At 64.4% G+C, this 20,221-nt stretch carries 17 protein-coding genes; 7 read left to right on the top strand and 10 right to left on the bottom strand.

Annotation, left to right across the window (positions count from 1 at the left end; genetic code table 11):
• Positions 1–52: 52 nt before the first annotated feature.
• The 4 genes from CWO91_RS06210 to CWO91_RS06190 all read right to left on the bottom strand — a co-directional run bounded on the left by CWO91_RS06210 (position 53) and on the right by CWO91_RS06190 (position 4,593).
• Positions 53–1,351 (bottom strand): ATP-binding protein, encoded by a 1,299-nt coding sequence (locus CWO91_RS06210; protein ID WP_130212678.1) that lies wholly within the window; start codon positions 1,349–1,351, stop codon positions 53–55.
• A 33-nt stretch (positions 1,352–1,384) separates the two neighbouring features.
• Entirely contained in the window at positions 1,385–2,440 is a 1,056-nt protein-coding gene (locus CWO91_RS06205; RefSeq protein WP_130212677.1) for a lysylphosphatidylglycerol synthase domain-containing protein, read from the bottom strand.
• A gap of 453 nt (positions 2,441–2,893) precedes the next feature.
• Entirely contained in the window at positions 2,894–3,196 is a 303-nt protein-coding gene (locus CWO91_RS06195) for a hypothetical protein (protein ID WP_165405256.1), read from the bottom strand.
• A 2-nt stretch (positions 3,197–3,198) separates the two neighbouring features.
• Positions 3,199–4,593: an OmpA family protein gene (locus CWO91_RS06190; RefSeq protein WP_130212674.1), complete on the bottom strand. Its 1,395-nt coding sequence runs from the start codon at positions 4,591–4,593 to the stop codon at positions 3,199–3,201.
• A 166-nt stretch (positions 4,594–4,759) separates the two neighbouring features.
• Here CWO91_RS06190 and CWO91_RS06185 point away from each other — a divergent pair, with 166 nt between their 5' ends.
• Together CWO91_RS06185 and CWO91_RS06175 are read left to right on the top strand one after the other, a co-directional pair.
• Complete coding sequence (locus CWO91_RS06185; RefSeq protein WP_130212673.1) at positions 4,760–5,818, top strand: polysaccharide deacetylase family protein; 1,059 nt, start codon at positions 4,760–4,762, stop codon at positions 5,816–5,818.
• Between the two features lie 262 nt (positions 5,819–6,080).
• Positions 6,081–6,890: an SDR family oxidoreductase gene (locus CWO91_RS06175; protein WP_130212672.1), complete on the top strand. Its 810-nt coding sequence runs from the start codon at positions 6,081–6,083 to the stop codon at positions 6,888–6,890.
• A 261-nt stretch (positions 6,891–7,151) separates the two neighbouring features.
• Here CWO91_RS06175 and boxB read toward each other — a convergent pair whose 3' ends face one another.
• From boxB to CWO91_RS06155, 4 genes are all read right to left on the bottom strand, one after another.
• Positions 7,152–8,603, bottom strand: coding sequence for a benzoyl-CoA 2,3-epoxidase subunit BoxB (gene boxB / locus CWO91_RS06170; protein WP_130212671.1), 1,452 nt, complete (start codon positions 8,601–8,603; stop codon positions 7,152–7,154).
• A 149-nt stretch (positions 8,604–8,752) separates the two neighbouring features.
• Complete coding sequence (boxC, locus tag CWO91_RS06165) at positions 8,753–10,441, bottom strand: 2,3-epoxybenzoyl-CoA dihydrolase (RefSeq protein ID WP_130212670.1); 1,689 nt, start codon at positions 10,439–10,441, stop codon at positions 8,753–8,755.
• 195 nt (positions 10,442–10,636) lie between these two features.
• Entirely contained in the window at positions 10,637–11,455 is an 819-nt protein-coding gene (locus tag CWO91_RS06160; RefSeq protein WP_130212669.1) for an alpha/beta fold hydrolase, read from the bottom strand.
• Positions 11,456–11,698: 243 nt separating this feature from the next.
• The gene (locus CWO91_RS06155; RefSeq protein WP_130212668.1) at positions 11,699–13,240 is read right to left on the bottom strand and encodes a benzoate-CoA ligase family protein; all 1,542 of its coding nucleotides are present in this window, start codon (positions 13,238–13,240) and stop codon (positions 11,699–11,701) included.
• Positions 13,241–13,361: 121 nt separating this feature from the next.
• Here CWO91_RS06155 and CWO91_RS06150 point away from each other — a divergent pair, with 121 nt between their 5' ends.
• Positions 13,362–14,270, top strand: a complete 909-nt coding sequence (locus CWO91_RS06150) for a helix-turn-helix transcriptional regulator (RefSeq protein ID WP_130212667.1) — start codon at positions 13,362–13,364, stop codon at positions 14,268–14,270.
• A gap of 286 nt (positions 14,271–14,556) precedes the next feature.
• Positions 14,557–14,952: a group II truncated hemoglobin gene (locus tag CWO91_RS06145; RefSeq protein WP_165405265.1), complete on the top strand. Its 396-nt coding sequence runs from the start codon at positions 14,557–14,559 to the stop codon at positions 14,950–14,952.
• A 51-nt stretch (positions 14,953–15,003) separates the two neighbouring features.
• Here CWO91_RS06145 and CWO91_RS06140 read toward each other — a convergent pair whose 3' ends face one another.
• Together CWO91_RS06140 and CWO91_RS06135 are read right to left on the bottom strand one after the other, a co-directional pair.
• A complete protein-coding gene (locus tag CWO91_RS06140) occupies positions 15,004–15,336 on the bottom strand; it encodes a PRC-barrel domain-containing protein (RefSeq protein ID WP_091884901.1) in 333 nt (110 codons plus the stop codon).
• Positions 15,337–15,421: 85 nt separating this feature from the next.
• Entirely contained in the window at positions 15,422–16,207 is a 786-nt protein-coding gene (locus CWO91_RS06135) for an IclR family transcriptional regulator domain-containing protein (RefSeq protein WP_130212666.1), read from the bottom strand.
• Positions 16,208–16,317: 110 nt separating this feature from the next.
• Here CWO91_RS06135 and CWO91_RS06130 point away from each other — a divergent pair, with 110 nt between their 5' ends.
• The 3 genes from CWO91_RS06130 to CWO91_RS06120 all read left to right on the top strand — a co-directional run bounded on the left by CWO91_RS06130 (position 16,318) and on the right by CWO91_RS06120 (position 20,166).
• On the top strand, positions 16,318–17,676 hold the full coding sequence (locus tag CWO91_RS06130) for an aromatic ring-hydroxylating dioxygenase subunit alpha (RefSeq protein ID WP_130212665.1): 1,359 nt from the start codon (positions 16,318–16,320) through the stop codon (positions 17,674–17,676).
• Between the two features lie 269 nt (positions 17,677–17,945).
• The gene (locus CWO91_RS06125; RefSeq protein ID WP_130212664.1) at positions 17,946–19,406 is read left to right on the top strand and encodes a glutamine synthetase family protein; all 1,461 of its coding nucleotides are present in this window, start codon (positions 17,946–17,948) and stop codon (positions 19,404–19,406) included.
• A 238-nt stretch (positions 19,407–19,644) separates the two neighbouring features.
• On the top strand, positions 19,645–20,166 hold the full coding sequence (locus CWO91_RS06120; RefSeq protein ID WP_245471139.1) for a hypothetical protein: 522 nt from the start codon (positions 19,645–19,647) through the stop codon (positions 20,164–20,166).
• Positions 20,167–20,221 lie beyond the last annotated feature (55 nt).

Below are 20,221 nucleotides of genomic sequence, written 5' to 3'. Positions count from 1 at the left end.
AGGTTTCGTGACAGCTGGATGACACCCTCAAGCGATTGAAATCGCATGATTTTCACGTCGAAGCCGGAGGCCTGGCCTGGGGAAAACAAGCGGTAAAAGTGGCGCCCTGTTTGGGTACGCTTTCGATCAGGAGCCGGCCGCGATGACGGTTAAGAATATGTTTCACCAGCGATAATCCGAGCCCGGTTCCACCCTGCGAACGGCTGTCGCCGACATCGACCCGGTAGAAGCGCTCGGTCAGCCGGGGCAGGTGCTCCGGTGCGATGCCCGGACCGAAATCCCGGACGATGGCCCGGATTTCCTGAGCTCCATCAGTGGCCGCGCTTGACGTCAGCGACACGATGACGCGTCCGCCCGAGGCGCCGTATTTGAGCGCATTCTCGATCAGGTTCTCAAACAGGCGAAGCAGCTCCTCGCGGTCGCCCGCGATCATCACGGGGGCTTCCGGCAGATCGGTCTCGACATCGACCTGGCGTTCCCGCGCCAGCGGCTCGAGCCCGTCGGCGACCTGGAGGATGATCGGCAAGAGGTCGACCAGCGTGTCGGGGCGGACATGGGCCGACAGCTCGACGCGCGACAGCGACAGCAGATCGTCGATCAGGCGCGCCATACGGGTGGCCTGATTGTGCATGATGCCGAGGAAGCGCTCGCGCGCCTTTGGATCGTCCTTGGCCTGGCCCTGGAGCGTGTCGATGAAGCCCGACAGCGCGGCGAGCGGCGTGCGCAGCTCGTGGCTGGCATTGGCGACGAAGTCGGCCCGCATCTCCTCGACCCGGCGCAGCGGCGTCTGGTCGTGGAAGGTCATCAGCATGCATTTGTCGGCGCCGCCGAAGGTGGTCGGCACCGGCACCGGCGTGATCATGAGCTCCATCCAGCGATCGACCGGAACATGGTCGAGATATGTCGCGCGCCGCGGCTCGGTGGTCGCGATCGCCTCGCGCAAGGCCGTGATGATTTCCGGCGAGCGCAGCGCGAACTGGGCGAGCTCGTTCCTGCGCAGCGCCGGCGCAAGCTGGGCGGCGGCGGCATTGAGATGGATGACGCGGCCGGCACGGTCGAGCAGCACCGCAGGATCCGGCATGCCGGCGACGACGGCGGCCACCGCCGCGCTCTCGACCGGGTTGATGCGCCTGACGTCATCGCGCGAGGCTGTGGGATCGTGCAGGCGCCATGGGATCAGCGCCGCGGCTGCGATGCAGAGGAACACGATCGCGGCGTGAAGCGCCGACAATTCGCCCAGCGAGACCACCAGCGACAGCGCCAGCGCCGCAGCGATCAAAATGATGGTCGAGTGCCGCAGCCGATCGGACCAGGGCTGGGTGTTGGGAGAAGATGGGGCGTCGATCGCCATCGGGGAGGCCTTCTCCTTAAAGGCTTGCGCCGGTCAGGCGCCGCTGTCGCTGCGCTCTCTCACATAAGCGGCCTCACGCGCAGGGCCGGGATCGAGCTTGAGCGCCGCCTGCTGCAAGCGCTTCGAACGTGCGCCGATGATAACTTCGCGAAACGTCAGCAAGATTACAGATATGACGAAGGGGGACAGATAATAGAGGACGCGGAACAGCAGCATCCCGCCCAGAAGCTCCTCACGGTCCATCTGCCAGAGGCCGACCAGCATGGCGGCGTCGAACACGCCAAGGCCTCCGGGCGAATGGCTGGCAAAGCCGAGCAATGTCGCCGAGACGAAGATCACCGCGACCACGACGAAGCCGAGATTGGGTTCGTCCGGGACCAGCACGTACATCGCGAGCGCGCAGAAGCCGAGATCGACGATGCCGATCGCGATCTGGAGCAGCGTCAGCGGGCCGCCCGGCAGCACCACGGTCCAGGGCCCGCGGCCGACCACCCGCGGCTGGGTCCAGACCCAGACCACATAGGCGACCAGCCCCACGATGATCATCATCGCCAGCGTCCGGTTCAGCCAGGGCGGCAGCTGGTCGATCGCGGCGGCGGCCTCCGGATGGTAGGAGATGCCGAGGCCGAGCACGGCGGCATTGCCGAGCCAGAAGGTCAGGCCGGCAAGAAAGCAGATTTTTGCGACGTCGATCGCGTTCAGTCCATAGGCCGAATAGATGCGGTAGCGCACCGCGCCGCCGGTGAAGACGCTGGCGCCGACATTATGGCCGATCGAATAGCTGGTGAAGGCGGCGAGCGCGTTGATCCGGTAGGGCACGTGGGTGTGCCCGATCGCGCGCGTGGCGAACAGGTCGTAGAAGGTCAGGGTGAAATAGCCCGCAGCCACGAACAGCGCCGCCATCGCAATCTGGCTCGGCTCGGTGCTCTTGATCGCCTCGAGAACCTCGTTGCGATCGATGCCGCGCAGCATGTGGTAGAGCACATAGCAAGCGATGCCGATGACCGCGACGCTGATCACAACTCCAAGCTTATGCAGGACTTGCTTCTGGCGCAGAAACGTCATCGCCCTGCGTATGGCTTCCAGCATCTAGACCTCGAACAACGCTTCAGCGGCCAGGGTGGCCGGCGGACAGGCGAACGACGCACAGGCACCCAACGACCCCTCGCCGCCGGCTCCGGCATCGCGCATGCCCCCTGCCCCTCCACTAGCGCGTTTTGGGACGAAGTGGAATTCGCCAATTCGAACAAAAACACGTGCCTTCAATATTTTAGGCAGGGTTGCGGGCTCCTGGTGCACGGTTTGGCGCTTTCGGCGGCAAGGCTTGACGCGAATCTCCTTGGCAATCCTGCGCAGACGCCATGAAGTTTTGATGATTTCAACCGCACAATGTTCCGTCACGGCTTAAGCCGACGTCAATCTATGGGGCGCGCCGGCCCGTTGAAAGGGGGGCATCGAAGCGGCTGGTCACGGATTTCTGATGTGCCGAAAGGCCGCGGCGGACGCGCACCTCATGCCTGGGAGTGAGGGTGCACGGCAACATCACAGCGCAGCCGGCGGTGCGCTTCGCGAGACCACCCGGTCGCGTAGCCATGCACCGATGGCGCAACCCACGAGATAGCATGCGAACATGATCAGGCCGAGGTCGAGCCAGTAGCCGAAACGGCCGGGGACCACATGCGCCAACGACGCTGCGACCAGACCCGCGGCAAGCGCGGCGAGCCACCGCGCGGTCACCTTCGAGGTGCCGTTGCCGCGCTGGACCACCGAGATCCAGCCCATGCAGAAGCCCAGCAACAGCGAGCCGATCAGCCAGCCCATATGGAACGAGACGAGATAGGGCATCGTCACCTCACCAGAAATTCGATGCGGCGGTTCTGCGCCTTGCCCTCGTCGGTGTCGTTGCCGGCGAGGGGCTGCGTGCTGCCGTGGCCAACCGCAGTGAAGCGGCTGGCAGGCAGGCCGGCCTTGACCAGATAATCGATCACCGCCTGCGCGCGCTTCTCCGAGAGAGCCTGGTTGAAGGAGTCCTCGCCGTCGGCATCGGTATGCCCGACGACCTCGATATTGGTGGTGGGGCAGCGCAACGCCGTCTCGATCAGATGGTCGAGAATGCCGGCGGAATCCGGATCGATGTCGGCGCGCTTCGCCGCGAAGCGGATCTTGCCCTTGGCCAGGAGGTCCGAGAACAATTGCTGGCACACGGTGCCGTCGACGGGGCCTGCGGCAGGCTTCACCGTGATCTCCGGCTTGTATTGCCAGTTCTTCGGAAAGTCCTTGCCGAGCCCCGCGCGGATGTCATTGGCGGCACCCTCGTAGAGCGCATCGCCCGACAGCTTCACCTCGCGATCCGAGACCACGAGCGTGCCGGTGGACAGCCGAGACAGCGCGCCGAGCGCTGCGACCACGGCGGTGTTGAAGGCGCCGGGCGCGCCGATGCTGGCCTTGAGATTGTCGACGACCTTTTCGTTGAAGAACTTCCGCGAGGCGCTGGTTGCGATCGCGGCGTGGATGGTGTTGTCCGGAACGTAGCCTGTCAGCGTCACCGTCGCGGCCACCGGATCCTTGTAGGCCTGGAAGATGTAGGGCGGCGCCCTGACGTCGTTGGCGGCGATCGAAAAACCCTCGGGCAGGTTCTTCAGCGCGGCCGCAATCGCCTCGCGACCGCCGAGCTCGCGCGCCATGCCCGACAGATTGACCTTGGTGTCCGTGATCGTGATCTTGCCGTCCTTGAGCTTGCCGATCTGATCGAGCAGCAACGTCGCGGCAGCCTCGAACCGTGGCGGCGCACCGCGCGCCAGACCCATCTGATCGGCCACCTCGACGCCGACAACTTCCTTGCGCGCCGCCTCGGTCAGCCGCGCCCGCATCGAGGGCAGCGGCGCGGAGCCCGACAGGGTCACCCGCACCACATCACGTTCGGCATTCCAGACGAAGGGTTTGGCCTCAGGAACAAGGCGGGTCCGATCGTCGACCAGCCGCACGCCGGGGACGGTTTCGACCGCCATCACGGCGTCGCGGCGCCCCTCCTCGGAGAAGGCATCCGCGGCCAGGCTGACGTCGCGGCCGTCGACCGCGATCCTGGTCTTGTCCAAAACGGTATCCTTCAGCGCCGCCGAGCTGCGGGCCGACAGGTCCGCCTCGACCGGCAAGGTGTTATTCCAGGCCGCAAATCCCCACATGACGGCCAGGGGAATCAGCCCCGGCCACCATTTGCTGGCCCACCTGAAAAGCTTCTGCATTCGACGACCCGAACTCTGGAACCGGAGACAAAACAAACCCTTGGCAGGCTGTCAAACCGGAAATGGTGCCCTTGTGGAGGCCCTGGGTGGACAACCGGAATAACTTTTTCTTCAAGGGTCCGTCCGTAAGTTGTGGGCGGAATGCCCGGGGGTCCGCCAGCCTGCAATGAAACAACTCCGCAACAACGTCATCCGCGCCGGGCTGGAAGCACTCTATTTCAGCGGGGCGCACCATCTGTTGCGCCCGCTCTTGTCGGGCGTCGGTGCCATTTTCATGCTGCATCACGTGCGGCCGGCCCGTAAGGCTGCGTTCCAGCCGAACCGGCATCTCGAAGTCACCCCCGATTTCCTGCGCGCGACCCTGTGCCATTTGCGCTCGCGCGACATCGACATCGTCGGCATGGACGAGCTGCATGAGCGGCTGGCGCAGGGCCGGTTCGCCCGCCGGTTCGCCGCCTTCACGCTCGACGACGGCTATCGCGACAATCTGGACTATGCGCTGCCGGTGCTGCGCGAATTTGACGCGCCTTTGGCGGTCTATGTCGCAAGCGATTTTGCCGAGGGCAACGGACGTCTGTGGTGGACGGCGCTGGAAGCCATAATCGCCAAGGCCGAGCACATTGACGTGCAGATCGGCAAGTCCGCGTTGCGGCTCGATGCGACGACGCTTGCGGCCAAGCAGGCGGCGTTCGACCGCCTGCACGACTGGCTGCGCGCGCTGCCGAACGAACATGACCTCAAGCGCGAGATCGAGGCGCTCTGCACCAAGCATGACGTCGACATGGAAGCGCTGTGCCGCAGCCTCTGTCTGTCCTGGGACGAGGTGAAGAGGTTGGCCGCCGATCCCCTGGTCACGATCGGCGCGCACAGCATCAGCCATAGCAATCTCGCCAAACAGACGGAGGAGATCGCCACGCAGGAAATGGCGATGAGCCGCGCACGGATCGAACAGGCGCTGGAGCGCCCCGTGCTGCATTTTGCCTATCCCTATGGCGACCGTGAAGCGGCCGGTGAGCGCGAATTCGCGCTCGCTGCGGCAGCCGGATTCAAGACCGCGGTGACGACGCGGCCCGGCATGCTGTTCGCCGAGAACGCCGGCCACATGACCGCGCTGCCGCGCGTCTCGCTCAACGGCAACTACCAGGACAGGCGGATTCTGCCGGTGCTGACCTCGGGCGCCGCGACCGCGATGTGGAACGGATTTCGCAGGATTGCGGCGGCGTAGCATCAACCCGTCATCGTCGTCCCGGCCTAGTGCGCAATTGCGCACGGGGGCCGGGACCCATACCGCGTGATCCATCGATTGTGAGCGGAAGCCGTACCGAACGAGGAGTCTTCGCCAAACCTTTCCCTGTGGTTATGGGTCCCGGCCTTCGCCGGGACGACACCGAGTGGGTTGATGCGGCGTCGCGCTACAATCGAAAACGACGAAGATTGACTCCCCTCCTCGCCCCGCTCACAACCGATGGCAACCCAAGGGAGGCACCATGTTCAACGATCTGTTCTCGCTCAAAGGCCGCGTCGCGCTCGTGACCGGCGGCTCGCGTGGCATCGGCAAGATGATCGCGGCGGGATTTCTCAGCGCCGGTGCGGCAAAGGTCTACATCACCGCGCGCAAGGCGGGGCCGTGCGAGGAGACCGCGAAGGAGCTCACCGCGCGATATGACGGCGAATGCATCGCGCTGCCGATCGACATCTCCACGGTTGCCGGCGCCGAGCTGCTGGCCAGCGAATTTGGGAAGCGCGAGCCGAAGCTCGACATTCTCGTCAACAATGCCGGCGCGGCCTGGGGCGCGGCGTTCGACGAATTCCCCGAAAGCGGCTGGGACAAGGTGATGAATCTGAATGTGAAGGCGCCGTTCTTCCTGACCAAGGCGCTGGCCGGCCCCTTGCGCGCGGCAGCCTCCGCCGAACGGCCGGCGAAGGTGATCAACATCGCCTCGATCGACGGCATCTTCGTCAATCCGATGGAGACCTATTCCTATGCCGCGAGCAAGGCCGGGCTGATCCATCTGACCCGGCGCATGGCGGTGAAGCTGATCTCCGACCATGTCGTGGTCACGGCGATCGCGCCGGGCCCGTTCCAGTCCGACATGAACCGCGCCGCGCGCGATCATGGTGACGAGGTCGCAACGCGCGTGCCCGCGGGCCGCATCGGCACCGACGAGGACATGGCGGGCGCCGCGATCTATCTCGCCTCGCGCGCGGGGGATTACGTGGTGGGCGCGACCATCGCGGTCGATGGCGGCATCGTCTATGCGAACCCGGGGATCAAGGGGAGCGGGTGGGATAGTTGAGGGGCGTTTTATCGCGCCTCAAACGCATGTGTCGTCCCGGACAAGCGAACTCTTGGCAACGCGAAGCGTTGTCCAGAGTGAGCGCTGATCCGGGACCCATAACCACAGGATTTGGTTTGGCGAAGGCTCGGAGTTGGCAACTAGCGACACGACTTCTTTCTGTGGTTATGGGTCCCGGATCTGCGCAAACGCCTGGCAACTGCGTTGCCAGGCGTTTGCTTGTCCGGGACGACGATGGAGTATGAGTCGGCGTTACAGCCCTTAAGACTCGATCTTCACATACTCGAAATCGCCGGGCTTGTTGTCGATGCCGACCTTCGGCGGCGAGATCCAGGAGGCGAACTTGCCGGTTTCGGTGACGGGCTTCATCAGGGAGGTGATGAAGTCGCCGTCGCTCGTCGACGGCAGCCATTCGTCCTTGCGCTTCGCCCAGGTGGCCTCGTCGATCAGGATGCCGTCGGGCGTGGCGTGGATATCCTTGAACTCGCCGATGTGGCGGTGGAAAGCGACATTGGGCAGGGTCAGCTTGTAGTCGTAGCCCGCGGTCGAGATCACCTTGTTCCAGCGCAGCATGCCCTTGACACAGTCCTGGCTGTAATCGTCGCGCAGGCGCATGTTGAGCGCGGTCAGTGCGGGCTCGTCGACCAGCTTGATCTCGCCGTTGATGAACTTCAGCACCGGATAAGTGGCGTTCTTGAGCTGGTGGTCGTCCTCGATCTGGGTCTCGTGGTAGCGGCCCTTGATGCCGGCATTGAAGGCATTGGCCGCATTGGTCGAGACCTCCGAGCCGAACAGGTCGAGCGACAGCGTGTAGTGCAGGTTCAGCTTCTTCTGGATGGTCGGCAGGTCGATCACGCCGAGCGCGCGGACTCTTGCGATGTCGGTGGGGTCGGTGATGCCGGCTTCGCGCATCGCATCGCAAGTGCGCTGCACGACGCGGGTGATGCCGGTCTCGCCGACGAACATGTGGTGCGCCTCTTCCGTCAGCATGAAGCGGCAGGTGCGCGACAGCGGATCGAAACCGGACTGCGCGAGTGAGTGCAGCTGCATCTTGCCGTCGCGGTCGGTGAAGTAGGTGAACATGAAGAAGGACAGCCAATCCGGCGTCGCCTCGTTGAAGGCGCCCAACATGCGCGGCGCGTCGGCATCGCCGGAGCGTCGGCGCAGCAAATCATCCGCTTCTTCACGTCCGTCGCGGCCAAAATACTTTTGCAGCAGGTAGACCATCGCCCAGAGATGGCGACCTTCCTCGACATTGACCTGGAACAAATTGCGCATGTCGTAGAGCGAGGGCGCGGTCTTGCCGAGATGGCGCTGCTGCTCGACCGAGGCGGGCTCGGTGTCGCCCTGGATCACGATCAGGCGGCGTAGCATGGCACGGTGCTCGCCCGGGACTTCCTGCCAGGCCGGCTCGCCATAATGTTCACCGAACGGCACGACGCGGTTCTCTTCCTGCGGCGCAAGCAGGATGCCCCAGCGATATTCGGGCATGCGGACATAGTCGAACTTGGCCCAGCCGCGCGGATCGACGGAGTAAGCGGTGCGCAAGTACACCAGCGATTCCTGGAAGCCCTCGGGCCCCATGTCGCTCCACCAGTCCATGTAGCCGGGGTGCCAGCCTTCCAGCGCTTTGAGCACCTGACGGTCTTCGGCGAGGTTCACGTTGTTCGGAATCTTGGTCGAGTAGTCGACGTTCATGATGTTCATGTTCATGGCCGTGCTCCTTGGTCTGTCCCGTGTCCCGGACGCTGCGCAGCGCGAAGCGGTGCGCTGCAGAGCCGGGACCCATTTTCTGGCCCGTCTGGGTCCCGGTTCTGCGTCGCATCACTTCGTGCTGCGCCGCACCCGGGACAGGAAAATCGTTACACCCGTGTCATATCGAATTTCGGCTTCTGGCCGCTGCCGTAACGGCGCAGTGCGCCTTCCTCGCCGACAGCGTTGGGGCGCTGGAAGATCCAGTTCTGCCAAGCCGTCAGGCGCGCAAAGATCTTCGATTCCATCGTCTCGGGGCCGACGAAGCGCAGGCTCGCTTCCATGCCGGTGAGGCTGTCGGGCGAGAAGCTGGCGCGCTCCTCCAGGAAGACGCGGACTTCATCATCCCAGTCGATGTCGTCGAGCGCGAAGGTGACGAGACCGAGCTCTTCCGCCTGCTCGGCGTCGAGCGCGGTGCCGAGCGTCGCCTCCGCGCGCTCCACGTCGGACGGATCGGCCTGGAAGCGCGATTGAAGCCGCGTCAGGCCGTGGCTCATCGGATACGGGCCGAAATTCATCGCGGACAGCTCGATCGACGGCGGCGGGCGATTGTCGCCCTGGCGCGTGCCGATCAGCATGTAGGAGCGGTCGGCGGCGAACACGAGCTCGGCGAGCGTGCCGGCAAAGCAGGAGCCGGGCTCGACCAGCGTCACCAGCGTGCGCGAGGTGACGTCGATGCGCTTGAGCACTCGCTTCCAGTAGTGCCTGATTTCGTTGACCAGCCAGTGCGCCTTGTTGGCTTCGAGGAAGGCGTCGCTGGCAAGCACGTGGGCGCGGTCGCCATGGCTCTTGAATACCAGCATGGCGATCTCGAGCTCGTTGATGCGCAAGTGCAGAATGGCGTCGTCGAGCTCGCGCGCGAGCTGGAGCGGCCAGAACGACGCCCCTTGCGCCATCATGCCGTCGATGTCGGTCGGCGGCGCTGCTTCCGGCGCCTTGATCGAGATGGTGGCGATGCGCGCTGTGCGATCGATGTCGACCGTGACGAAGCCGTAGCGGATGCTGGTCTCGTCGATCAGGCGCTTGAGCGGCGTCAGCGCGATGCCCTTGCCGCTGCCCTTGCGCTTCGAGGCGGCCGCGAATTCCTTGGCGCGCTCGGTGATCTTGGCCTCGAGCTTCGAGTTCGGCGCGATCTCGTCGACGAGGCGCCATTGCACGGCGCGCTTGCCCTTCACGCCCTCCTCGATGGTGCAGAAGAAATCGGCGTGGTCGCGGCGCACTTTTCGCTTGTCGACGACGCGTGTCAGCCCGCCGGTGCCGGGCAGCACCGCGAGCAGCGGCACTTCGGGCAGCGCAACAGCGGACGAGCCGTCATCGGCGAGGATGATGTGATCGGTCGCAAGCGCGAGCTCATAGCCGCCGCCGGCCGCCGAGCCGTTCACCACGGTGATGAAGCGCTGGCCGGAATTCTCCGAGGAGTCCTCCATGCCGTTGCGGGTCTCGTTGGTGAACTTGCAGAAATTGACCTTGTGGGCGTGGGTGGAGCCGGCGAGCATGCGGATGTTGGCGCCGGCGCAGAACACGCGGTTCTTGGCCGAGCGCATCACGACGACCTTCACCTCGGGATGCTCGAAGCGCAGCCGTTGGATCGCATCCGCGAGCTCGATGTCGACACCGAGATCGTAGGAATTGAGCTTGAGCAGATAGCCCTCGAACAGGCCGCCATTCTCGTCGACGTCCATGGTCAGCGTCGCGACGTCACCATCGACCGCGAGCTTCCAATGCCGGTAGCGGGACGGGTCAGTCTGGAAATCGATGAATGTCGCGCCGCCTGCGAGGCGCCGATCTTCCCCGGCCATGGGTCACACCCCTGAGCTTGATTATGCATTTTCGCCGTAGCGTTAGATGCACAATAGTGCATCTTTTTGAATGCGTCTAGCCCCTAGCGGCCATCACATGCACTTTGTTTCATGGCCGCGGGGCCAAGAACGCGCTGATGCTGCGAGCCCGCTCCGGTCTGGGCGGGTCTTGGACGTGTTACGCCGCTACCGCCATCATGCGGCACGTCCTTGCAGTCCCTGATCGTCGCGCAGAGCCGCTGTCGCAAATTGCTCGATCGCCTGAAGCGTCGCCGCCGGCGCCTCGCGATGCGGGGAATGCCCCGCGCCTGAAATGATTTTCACGTCGACCGGGCAGTAGCACTCCTGCTGCGCAATCTCGACCTGACGCAGGGTGCCATATTGGTCGTCCATGCCCTGCAGGACCATGACGGGAACGCGGATGTAGGCGAGATATTCCGAGATGTCCCAGTCGCGGAATTTTGGATCGAGCCAGGCGCCGTTCCAGCCGTAGAAGGCGTTGTCGACATCCTGATGCCAGCGCGCGAGCTTTGCCTTGAGGTCCGTGGACTCGTAGGCGGTCTTGATCGCAGAGATCGATTTCACCGAGATGTCCTCGACGATGTAATGCGGCGCGATCAGCACGAGACCGCTAAGGCGATGATCCTGATGCGCGCCGGCATAGATCGTCGCGATCGAGGCGCCGTCGGAATGGCCGAGCAGGAGGCCGCGCTTGAAGGAGATCGCGTCGAGCAGCTTCGGCAGCACATCCAGCGCCTCGCGCTGCATGTAGTCGAGCGGCCGCGGCAGCGTCACCTTGCTCGACTGGCCGTAGCCGGCGCGCGAATAGACGAAGATGCCGGCGCCTGTGGCTTGCCAAAGCTTGTCCGGAAAGTCGCCCCACTGCCCGACCGAGCCGAGACCTTCATGCAGCATGACGATGGTGGGCGCGTCCGGGTTCAGCGGCGCGAGCCATTTGTATTCGAGGCGGGCATCGCCGATGCTGAGAAAGCCGGTGGGGGTGAGGTTGATCATGGTCGAATTCCCATTCCTAGCCGCTGCCGAGATGCCCACCCTCCCCTGGAGGGGGAGGGTCGATTCACAGCGAGCGTAGCGAGATGTGAAGCGGGGTGGGGTGACAGTCTCTCCACGGATGCGGTGCCCGCGTGGAGAGATCACCCCACCCCGCTTCGCATTGCGCTTTGCTCCATGCGAAGCGACCCTCCCCCTCCAGGGGAGGGTAAGGCGCGGCGAGTGCGGTGCGCTCAGCACCCAGCATCAATTCGCCCCTTCCCGCAGCTTGAACCGCTGGATCTTCCCGGTCGCCGTCTTCGGCAGCGAGTCCACCACATCGATCCAGCGCGGATATTTCCACGGGCCGATCTTCTGCTTGACGTGCTCCTTCAGCATCTCCTGAAGATCGTTCGTCGTTGCGCCGGGGCGCAGCACGACAAAGGCCTTCGGCTTCAGCAGGCCTTCGGGATCGGCTTCCGGCACCACGGCGGCTTCCAGCACCGCCGGGTGCGTGATCAGCGCGCTCTCGACCTCGAAGGGCGAGACCCAGATGCCGGAGACCTTGAACATGTCGTCGGCGCGGCCACAGAAGGTGTAGCGGCCCTCGGCATCCCTGACATATTTGTCGCCGGTCCGCGTCCACGGTCCCTCGAAGGTGCGGCGGCTTTTGTGACGCTGATTCCAATAACCCTCGCCCGCGGAGGGGGCATCGACCAGGAGTTCGCCGACCTCGCCGTCGGCCACATCCTGGCCGGCCTCGTTGACGAGCCGCACCGCATAGCCCGGCACCGGCTTGCCCGAGGAGCCATACTTGATGTCGCCGGGCGCGTTCGACAGGAAGATGTGGAGCAGCTCGGTCGAGCCGACGCCGTCGAGAATGTCGACACCGAAGCGCGACTTCCAGCTGTTGCCGACGGATTCCGGCAGCGCCTCGCCGGCCGAGGTGCAGATGCGAAGCGCCTTGCCGCAGCGCTCGGCCTTCATGGTTTCGTCGTTGAGCATGGCCGCGAACAACGTCGGCACGCCGTAGAAGATCGAGGGGTTGTAACGATTCATCAGGTCGAACATGCGCGCGGGTGTCGGCCGCTCGCTGTTCAGGATCACCGTGGCACCGACCGACATCGGGAAGGTCAGCGCATTGCCGAGACCATAGGCGAAGAACAGCTTTGCCGCGGACAGGCAGACGTCGCTCTCGCGGATGCCGAGCACCTGTTTTGCGTAGGTGTCGGCGGTCGCCTGCAAGTTCGAATGCAGATGGCGCACGCCCTTGGGCATGCCGGTCGAGCCCGAGGAATACAGCCAGAACGCCGGCTCATCGGAATGCGTCGCGGCGGTGGCGAACTGATCGCTCTCGCCGGCGATCTCCTCGGCGAGCTGCTTGTGGCCATTCTGCTTGGCGCCGGAGACCACGACATGCTCGAGATCGGGCATGCGGCCGACGACGTCCTTGATGACGGGATAGAGCGCCTCGGACACGAACAGCACGCGCGCGCGGCAGTCGGCGAGGATGTAGGCGTATTGGTCGGCGGTCAGCAGCGTGTTGAGCGGCACCGGCACGATGCCGGCGCGGATCGCGCCGAGGAACACGATCGGGAAATCGACCGTATCAAGCATGATCATCGCCACGCGCTCCTCGCGGCGAACGCCGAGCCGGCGCAGCATGTTGGCGGCGCGGCGGCTCTCACGCTGCAGCTCGCCATAGGTGAGCCGCGAGACGGTATCGTCGAAGACGAGCTTGCCTCCCCTGCCCTCCTCGACGTTACGGTCGAGCAGCCAGGTCACCGCGTTGTAGGATCCCTCGCTCACGGACGCCTCCCCGAATTTAGAATTATAATTCATAGAAAGACACCACGGCGGCTTGCTGTCAATGCCAGCAGGCACTATGTTTCATTAAACCGCGCCGCAGGACATCCGTTAAAGAAGCCTCATGACCGAAAGTCCCGACGCCGAATCCCGATTTCTCGAACAGCTCGGCCAGCGCGTGCGCACCATGCGCGCGCTGCGCGGCATGTCGCGCAAAGTGCTCGCCAAGGTGTCGGGAATTTCGGAGCGCTACATCGCGCAGCTCGAGAGCGGCAAGGGCAATGTCTCGATCGTGCTGCTCCGCCGCGTCTCCGATGCGATGGGCGCACATCTCGAAGACCTGCTTCCTAGCGCCGATCCGACGCCGGACTGGCAGATGTTTCGCGATCTCCTGCGTAAGGCAACGCCAGCGCAGATCGCGCAGGCCAAAGACCTGCTCGCCGGCGGCAGCGCGTCAGCGCCGCGGCGCGCGCCGTTCTGCGGCATTGCGCTGATCGGCCTGCGCGGCGCCGGCAAATCCACGCTCGGCCGGATGCTGGCGAAGAAGATCGGCTGGAGTTTTGTCGAGCTCAACAAGGAGGTCGAGCAACAGAACGGGCTCTCGGTCGCCGAGATCATCGCGCTCTACGGCCAGGAAGGCTTTCGCCGCATGGAGCAGGCGGCGCTGCAGCAGCTGCTCGCGCGCAACGAGCTGATGGTGCTGGCGACCGGCGGCGGCATCGTCTCCGAGCCCCTGACCTTCGACCAGATCCTGTCGTCGTTCTACACGATCTGGCTGAAGGCCGAGCCGGAAGAGCACATGGCCCGCGTCCGCCGCCAAGGCGATCTGCGTCCGATGGCGGACGATCGCTCCGCAATGGCCGAGCTGCGCAACATCCTCTTGAGCCGCGAGCCGCTGTATTCGCGCGCGACGGCGGTGGTGGATACCGCAGGCCTCTCCGTCGATGCCGCGTCCGCACGGCTGATCGATGCGGTGCGCCCAGTGCTGCAGAACGAAGCGCGCAGTTTTGGATTGCGCAGCGTGGCGCTGTAGGTCGTTTGGACCTCGCTAGAGCTACACTCTCCGCTGTCGTCCCGGACAAGCGCGCCACAAGCGCACGCAGATCCGGGACACATACCCCCAGGGAGAAGTCGTTGCGCGAGCAGGCAACCACGAGTCTTCGCAAAGCAACTTCCTGTGGTTATGGGTCCCGGATCTGCGCTCCGCTCTAGACAACGCTGCGCGTTGTCGGGAGCTGCGCTTGTCCGGGACGACGAGGATTTTGCGCGACCTCCAGCAACACTATATCAACGCCCAGCAGCAAGCCTTGGGACCCATGATGACCGACAGCGACGTCGCAGTTTCCATGTTCGAGCGGATCGGCGGCGGTGCCACGATCGAGCTTCTGGTCGACCGCTTTTACCAGCGCATGGACACGTTGCCGGAGGCGAAAATCATCCGCGCGATGCATGCGGCCGACCTCGGCCTGATCAGGGACGTGCTGAAGCGCTATCTCACCGAATGGACCGGCGGCCCGCGGCTGTATTCGGTCGAGAAGGGCCATCCGCGGCTGCGCCAGCGGCACATCGGCTTTGCCATCGGCGATGCCGAGCGCGACGCCTGGATGGCCTGCATGCGCGGCGCGCTGGAGGAGACGGTGGCGGATAGTGCCGCGCGGCACGATCTCGACAAGGCGCTGTCCGGCCTCGCCGACTGGATGCGCAACCGGAATTGATCGGGCGTGGTGCTCCCGACCTTTGGCCGTCCCACACGAGCTGCGACGCGGTTAGATCGACCAGTAATGCGGATGCGGATAGGGCCGCGAGCGGTCGCCCCAGTCAAACGCGTCGCCGTCAAACTCGCATGGGCCGCTGCTGAGATCGTCCAGCGTCAACTCGATCTGGAACGCTTGGCGGCTTGGATCGTATTTCAGCGCGCTCCACTGGAGAGGATAGTGGTTGCGGGTGCCGAGCAGCCCGCCGGTCTTGATCACGGCATAGGCGACCATTCCGCTCATTTTGTCGAGCATCAGTCGCTCGATCGTGCCGAGCTTCGTTCCGTCGCGTCCGTAAACGGCGACGTGCTCCACGCGATCACTGGGAACCATGGTATGGTGCATGGCGTCCTCCCTGGTCTCTTGTGCTTGCCTGGTCTCTTGTGCTTGCGCCCATTATAGCACCGGTTTCGAGGCAACGGGAATGCAGCTACAGCAGTTGCGAACGCACCGCCTCCGCGCCGTCGCGCAACAGCGGCAGGAAGCGATCGAGCAGTTCCTGAGCGGGCACGCGGTCGACATGGGCGCCCATGTTGATGGCGGCAACGATCACGCCGTCGTAACGGCGGACGGGGACCGAGATCGAGCGGAAATGCGGCTCCGCTTCGCGGTCGACCAGCGAGTAGCCCTGCGCGCGATCGGCGGTGATGCGCGCCAGCAGCGCCTTCGGATCGGTCTCCGTCTGCGGCGTCAGCGCCTCGCGGTTCATCGCCTTCAGGCGCGCGGCGAGATCGGCATCGTCGAACTGGCCGAGCATTGCGCGGCCGACCGAGGTGCAAAAGGCCGGCAGCCGGTAACCGATCTCCAATCCGCCCGAAAACACCCGCGTCGGACCGCCGCGGGCGATGAACACGACGTCATCACCATCGAGCACCGCCAGCGAAGAGATTTCCTGCGCCGCGATTGCGATGCGATCGAGCACGGGCTGCAGCACGGCAATGATCTGACTCGAGCGCAAATATGATGCGGCGAGCGTCAGCACATGCGGCGTCAGCGAGAACAGCTTGCCATCGCCGGAGACGTAACCGCCGCGCTGCAGCGTGAACAGCATGCGCCGCGCCGTGGCACGCGGCAGATCGGCCGCACGAGCGAGATCGCTCAGCGTCATCGGGCCGGCCGTGGCGCCGAAGCACTGCAGCAGCCGCAGACCGCGATCGAGGCTCTCGACGAAATCCGTCGCGCGCTCGTCGCTCTCGCTGCGCTTCAGCTTGGGCATGGCTTCGGGACAATCCTGCAAAATAGTGCTTGCTGCCGCTCCAAGGCATGTCATAATTCGCCCATTCGTTCAATAGGCGAACAAATGCCCTCCACAAGGATGCACGCGCCATGATGAGCCAGGAGCAGAACGACCTGATCACCCGCACTGGTCCGAAGGATCCCTGCGGCAAGCTGATGCGGAGCTATTGGCAGCCGGCGGCGCTGGTGGACGAGCTGGAGGGTGCGCGGCCGATCCGTCCGGTCAAACTGCTCGGCGAGAGCCTGGTGCTGTTCCGCGACGAGCGAGGGCGCTACGGCCTGATCGACCGCCACTGCGCGCATCGCGGCGCCGACCTCGCCTTCGGACGGCTCGAACATGGCGGCCTGCGCTGCGCCTTCCATGGCTGGCTGTTCGACGCCGCCGGCCAGTGCATCGAGACGCCGGCCGAGCCGAAGGACTCAAAACTCTGCCAGAACATCCGCCAGCGCTCCTATCCCGTGGTGGAGAAGAGCGGCATCCTTTGGGCTTTTCTCGGCGAGGGTGAGCCGCCGGCATTTCCCGAGATCGACTGCTTCATCGCACCCGGCTCCCACACCTTCGCCTTCAAGGGCCACATGGCCTGCAACTGGCTGCAGGCGCTGGAGGTCGGCATCGATCCCGCGCACGCCTCCTATCTGCACCGCTTCTTCGAGGATGAGGACACCTCCACCGCCTATGGCAAGCAATTCCGCGGCGCCTCGGCCGGCTCGGACCTGCCGATGACCAAAATCCTGCGCGAATATGACCGCCCGATCATCAATGTCGAGCACACCGAATACGGCCTCAGGCTGATCGCGCTGCGCGAGATCGACGAGGAGCGCACCCATGTGCGCGTCACCAATCAGCTCTTCCCGCACGGCTTCGTCATCCCCATGAGCACGGAGATGACGATCACCCAGTGGCACGTGCCGGTCGATGACGAGAACTGCTACTGGTACGCGATCTTCACCAGCTACGCCAACGCGGTCGACAAGCAGAAGATGCGCGACCAACGGCTCGAGCTCTATGAGCTGCCCGACTACAAATCGCGCAAGAACCGCAGCAACGATTACGGCTTCGATCCGCACGAACAGCAGACCGCGACCTACACCGGCATGGGCACCGACATCAACGTCCACGACCAGTGGGCGGTGGAATCGATGGGCGCGATCCAGGACCGCACCAAGGAGCATCTCGGCCAGAGCGACAAGGCGATCGTGCAATATCGCCGCCTGCTGCGGCAGGAGATCGAGAAGGTGTCGGGTGGCGAGAAGCCGATGCTGTTCCTGGACGAAGCCAACGCACGCAGCATCCAGGGCCCGGCAACCATGGACGGCATCGGCCCGACGCGGGGCTGGGAGACCTATTGGATGGAAGTCGACGTCAAGCGCCGCCGCGGCGCGCCATGGACCGCACCGGTGCCGAAGGAGATTGCCGACAACGTGCATCGGCTGACGGCGGCGGAGTGACCTTCGTGCACCGAACCCGTAGGGTGAGCAAAGGCGCAAAGCGCCGTGCCCACCATGCTTTCTTTCAGACGATAGGCACGCGGTGGGCACGCTACGCTTTGCCCACCCTACGGTAGCGGAGTCAACGTGATGGCCTATCCTCGTCATTGCGAGCGCAGCGAAGCAATCCAGAAATGCACCCGCGGAGAGACTCTGGATTGCTTCGCTACGCTCGCAATGACGGAGTACGTTGCAGCAGCTTCGCGTCGAACGACTAGAGGAGTGGAGAAGTGACTTTCGTCGCGCGGCATGGGCTGTGGTCGGATGAGCAGCAGGACGCCGCGCAGCGCATGCGCCGCATCGTCGAGGAAAAGAACCTCGAGGTCATTCGCCTCGCCTTTCCCGACCAGCACGGCATCTTGCGCGGCAAGACCATCATCGCCGCCGAAGCTCTCGCCTCGCTGGAGAGCGGCTGCTCCATCACCACCACCATGCTCGCCAAGGACACCTCGCACCGCACGGTGTTTCCGGTGTTCACCTCAGGCGGCGGCTTCGGCATGAAGGAGATGGAGGGCGCGGCCGACGTGCTGATGGTCGCCGATCCCACCACCTTCCGCGTGTTGCCTTGGGCGCCGGCGACGGGCTGGGTGCTGTGCGAGCTCTATTTTGGCGACGGCCGTCCGGTGCCGTTCGCAACCCGCGGGCTCTATCGCAAGGTGCTCGATGAGCTCGGCATGCGCGGCTACGATTTCGTTGCGGGCCTCGAAGTCGAATTCCACATCTTTAGACTCGACGACCCGCATATGCGCCCGGAAGACGCAGGCCAACCGGGCACACCGCCTTCGGTGAGCCTGCTCAGCCACGGCTATCAATACCTCACCGAGCAGCGCTTCGATCAGATGGAGCCGGTGCTGGAGATTTTGCGCCGCGACATCGTCGCGCTCGGATTGCCCTTGCGCTCGGTCGAGGTCGAGTTCGGGCCGAGCCAGTGCGAGTTCACCTTCGCGCCGAGGAAAGGACTCGAACCGGCCGACAACATGGTGCTGTTCCGCTCCGCCGTGAAGCAGATCGCGCGCCGGCATGGCTATCACGCCACCTTCATGTGCCGGCCGAAACTGCCGAACGTGTTCGCGAGCGGCTGGCACCTGCACCAGTCGATCGTGTCGCGCGCGACTGGCGAGAACCAGTTCATGGCCAAGGAAACGGCAAAGGAAACGGCAAAGGACGACGGCGAGCCGCTCAGCGCCTTCGGCAAGGCGTATCTGGCTGGCCTGCTCGACCACGCCCGCGCCTCCACCGTGTTCACCACGCCCACCATCAACGGCTACAAGCGCTACCGCTCCTATTCGCTGGCGCCGGACCGTGCGATCTGGGGCCGCGACAATCGCGGCGTGATGATCCGCGTGCTCGGGACGGCCGGCGATGCGGCGACGCGCCTGGAAAACCGCATCGGCGAGCCTGCCGCCAATCCCTATCTCTACATGGCCTCGCAGATTCTCTCAGGCCTCGACGGTGTCGACCGCAAGCTCGATCCGGGCCCCTCCGCCGATACCCCCTACGAGACCAAGGCGCCGCTCCTGCCGAAATCGCTGCGCGATGCGGTTTCCGCACTCAAGGACGATCCGTTCTTCCGCGAAAAGCTCGGGCCTGAGTTCGTCGATTATTACACCCACATCAAGAACGCCGAGATCGATCGCTTCCTCGCCGAGGTGACCGACTGGGAGCACCGCGAATATTTCGAGGTGTTTTGAACAGCGGGCGCCGTCGTTTCCGAGATGGTGCAAAGCTCCAGACCCGGAACATCGAGATTCCGGTGTTCGGTCCTGCGGACCGCCCCTGAATGACGGCAGGTCGCGCTCACACCGGCGTGAGGCCGTTTCGTCCCGCCGGTTCCGACGACATCGCAAACCCACCCCACGAAGCCATTTTCCGATAGCGGCGAAAATCCCCGGAAAGAAAGCGGGCGCAGACTACTGCCCATGATGAACAATGGAGTTCGATCATGTTGAGTCAGTTGTTCAGTCTGATCTATCGCCTCTCCTGCCGGTCCACCCTGATCGAAATCGGCACGCACCGTCTGGCGCGTTAGCCATCGGCCGGCGCGATCAGGTAAGGCGGATTGACCAGATGACGGGGATTTCCATGCGCAAGCTGATCCTGATTGCCGCGATGTCGCTGCTGGCGACGCAAGTGCATGCCGGTGGGTCGCGGAGCCTGAGCTTGGCGGCAACAAATCCGAACCAGCAGGCAACCGAGCAGCCGGCCACAGCGGTTGCGCCGCAGGCAACACAGGCTCCGGCAGCAAAGCCGCCGGCAAATATCCAGACAGCGATCACCACGCCGACGACTACGACCGCGCCGGCCGCGACTGCGCCGGTTGCCACCGCACCTGCACAGTCAGCCGCAGCGCCGGTATCCAGCACGACCGAAGCGGCCAAGCCAAAGCGCCGCCAGCCCTCGGTCGAGGCGCGCGTGATCCGCGAACTGCAGCGGCATGGGATCTATTGGTGAGAGCACCCACTTTCTCCACTCGTCATTGCGAGGAGCCCTTGCGACGAAGCAATCC

Source organism: Bradyrhizobium genosp. SA-3, from assembly GCF_004212635.1.
GTDB lineage: Bacteria > Pseudomonadota > Alphaproteobacteria > Rhizobiales > Xanthobacteraceae > Bradyrhizobium.
This window is presented reverse-complemented; position numbering and strand designations above follow the sequence as displayed.

What these genes read in the sequence shown, in the direction of transcription:
- CWO91_RS06210 (WP_130212678.1), bottom strand. Translation starts at nt 1,351, where the DNA reads ATGGCGATCGACGCCCCATCTTCTCCCAACACCCAGCCCTGGTCCGAT.
- CWO91_RS06205 (WP_130212677.1), bottom strand. Translation starts at nt 2,440, where the DNA reads ATGCTGGAAGCCATACGCAGGGCGATGACGTTTCTGCGCCAGAAGCAA.
- CWO91_RS06195 (WP_165405256.1), bottom strand. Translation starts at nt 3,196, where the DNA reads ATGCCCTATCTCGTCTCGTTCCATATGGGCTGGCTGATCGGCTCGCTG.
- CWO91_RS06190 (WP_130212674.1), bottom strand. Translation starts at nt 4,593, where the DNA reads ATGCAGAAGCTTTTCAGGTGGGCCAGCAAATGGTGGCCGGGGCTGATT.
- CWO91_RS06185 (WP_130212673.1), top strand. Translation starts at nt 4,760, where the DNA reads ATGAAACAACTCCGCAACAACGTCATCCGCGCCGGGCTGGAAGCACTC.
- CWO91_RS06175 (WP_130212672.1), top strand. Translation starts at nt 6,081, where the DNA reads ATGTTCAACGATCTGTTCTCGCTCAAAGGCCGCGTCGCGCTCGTGACC.
- boxB (WP_130212671.1), bottom strand. Translation starts at nt 8,603, where the DNA reads ATGAACATGAACATCATGAACGTCGACTACTCGACCAAGATTCCGAAC.
- boxC (WP_130212670.1), bottom strand. Translation starts at nt 10,441, where the DNA reads ATGGCCGGGGAAGATCGGCGCCTCGCAGGCGGCGCGACATTCATCGAT.
- CWO91_RS06160 (WP_130212669.1), bottom strand. Translation starts at nt 11,455, where the DNA reads ATGATCAACCTCACCCCCACCGGCTTTCTCAGCATCGGCGATGCCCGC.
- CWO91_RS06150 (WP_130212667.1), top strand. Translation starts at nt 13,362, where the DNA reads ATGACCGAAAGTCCCGACGCCGAATCCCGATTTCTCGAACAGCTCGGC.
- CWO91_RS06145 (WP_165405265.1), top strand. Translation starts at nt 14,557, where the DNA reads ATGACCGACAGCGACGTCGCAGTTTCCATGTTCGAGCGGATCGGCGGC.
- CWO91_RS06140 (WP_091884901.1), bottom strand. Translation starts at nt 15,336, where the DNA reads ATGCACCATACCATGGTTCCCAGTGATCGCGTGGAGCACGTCGCCGTT.
- CWO91_RS06135 (WP_130212666.1), bottom strand. Translation starts at nt 16,207, where the DNA reads ATGCCCAAGCTGAAGCGCAGCGAGAGCGACGAGCGCGCGACGGATTTC.
- CWO91_RS06130 (WP_130212665.1), top strand. Translation starts at nt 16,318, where the DNA reads ATGATGAGCCAGGAGCAGAACGACCTGATCACCCGCACTGGTCCGAAG.
- CWO91_RS06120 (WP_245471139.1), top strand. Translation starts at nt 19,645, where the DNA reads ATGGAGTTCGATCATGTTGAGTCAGTTGTTCAGTCTGATCTATCGCCT.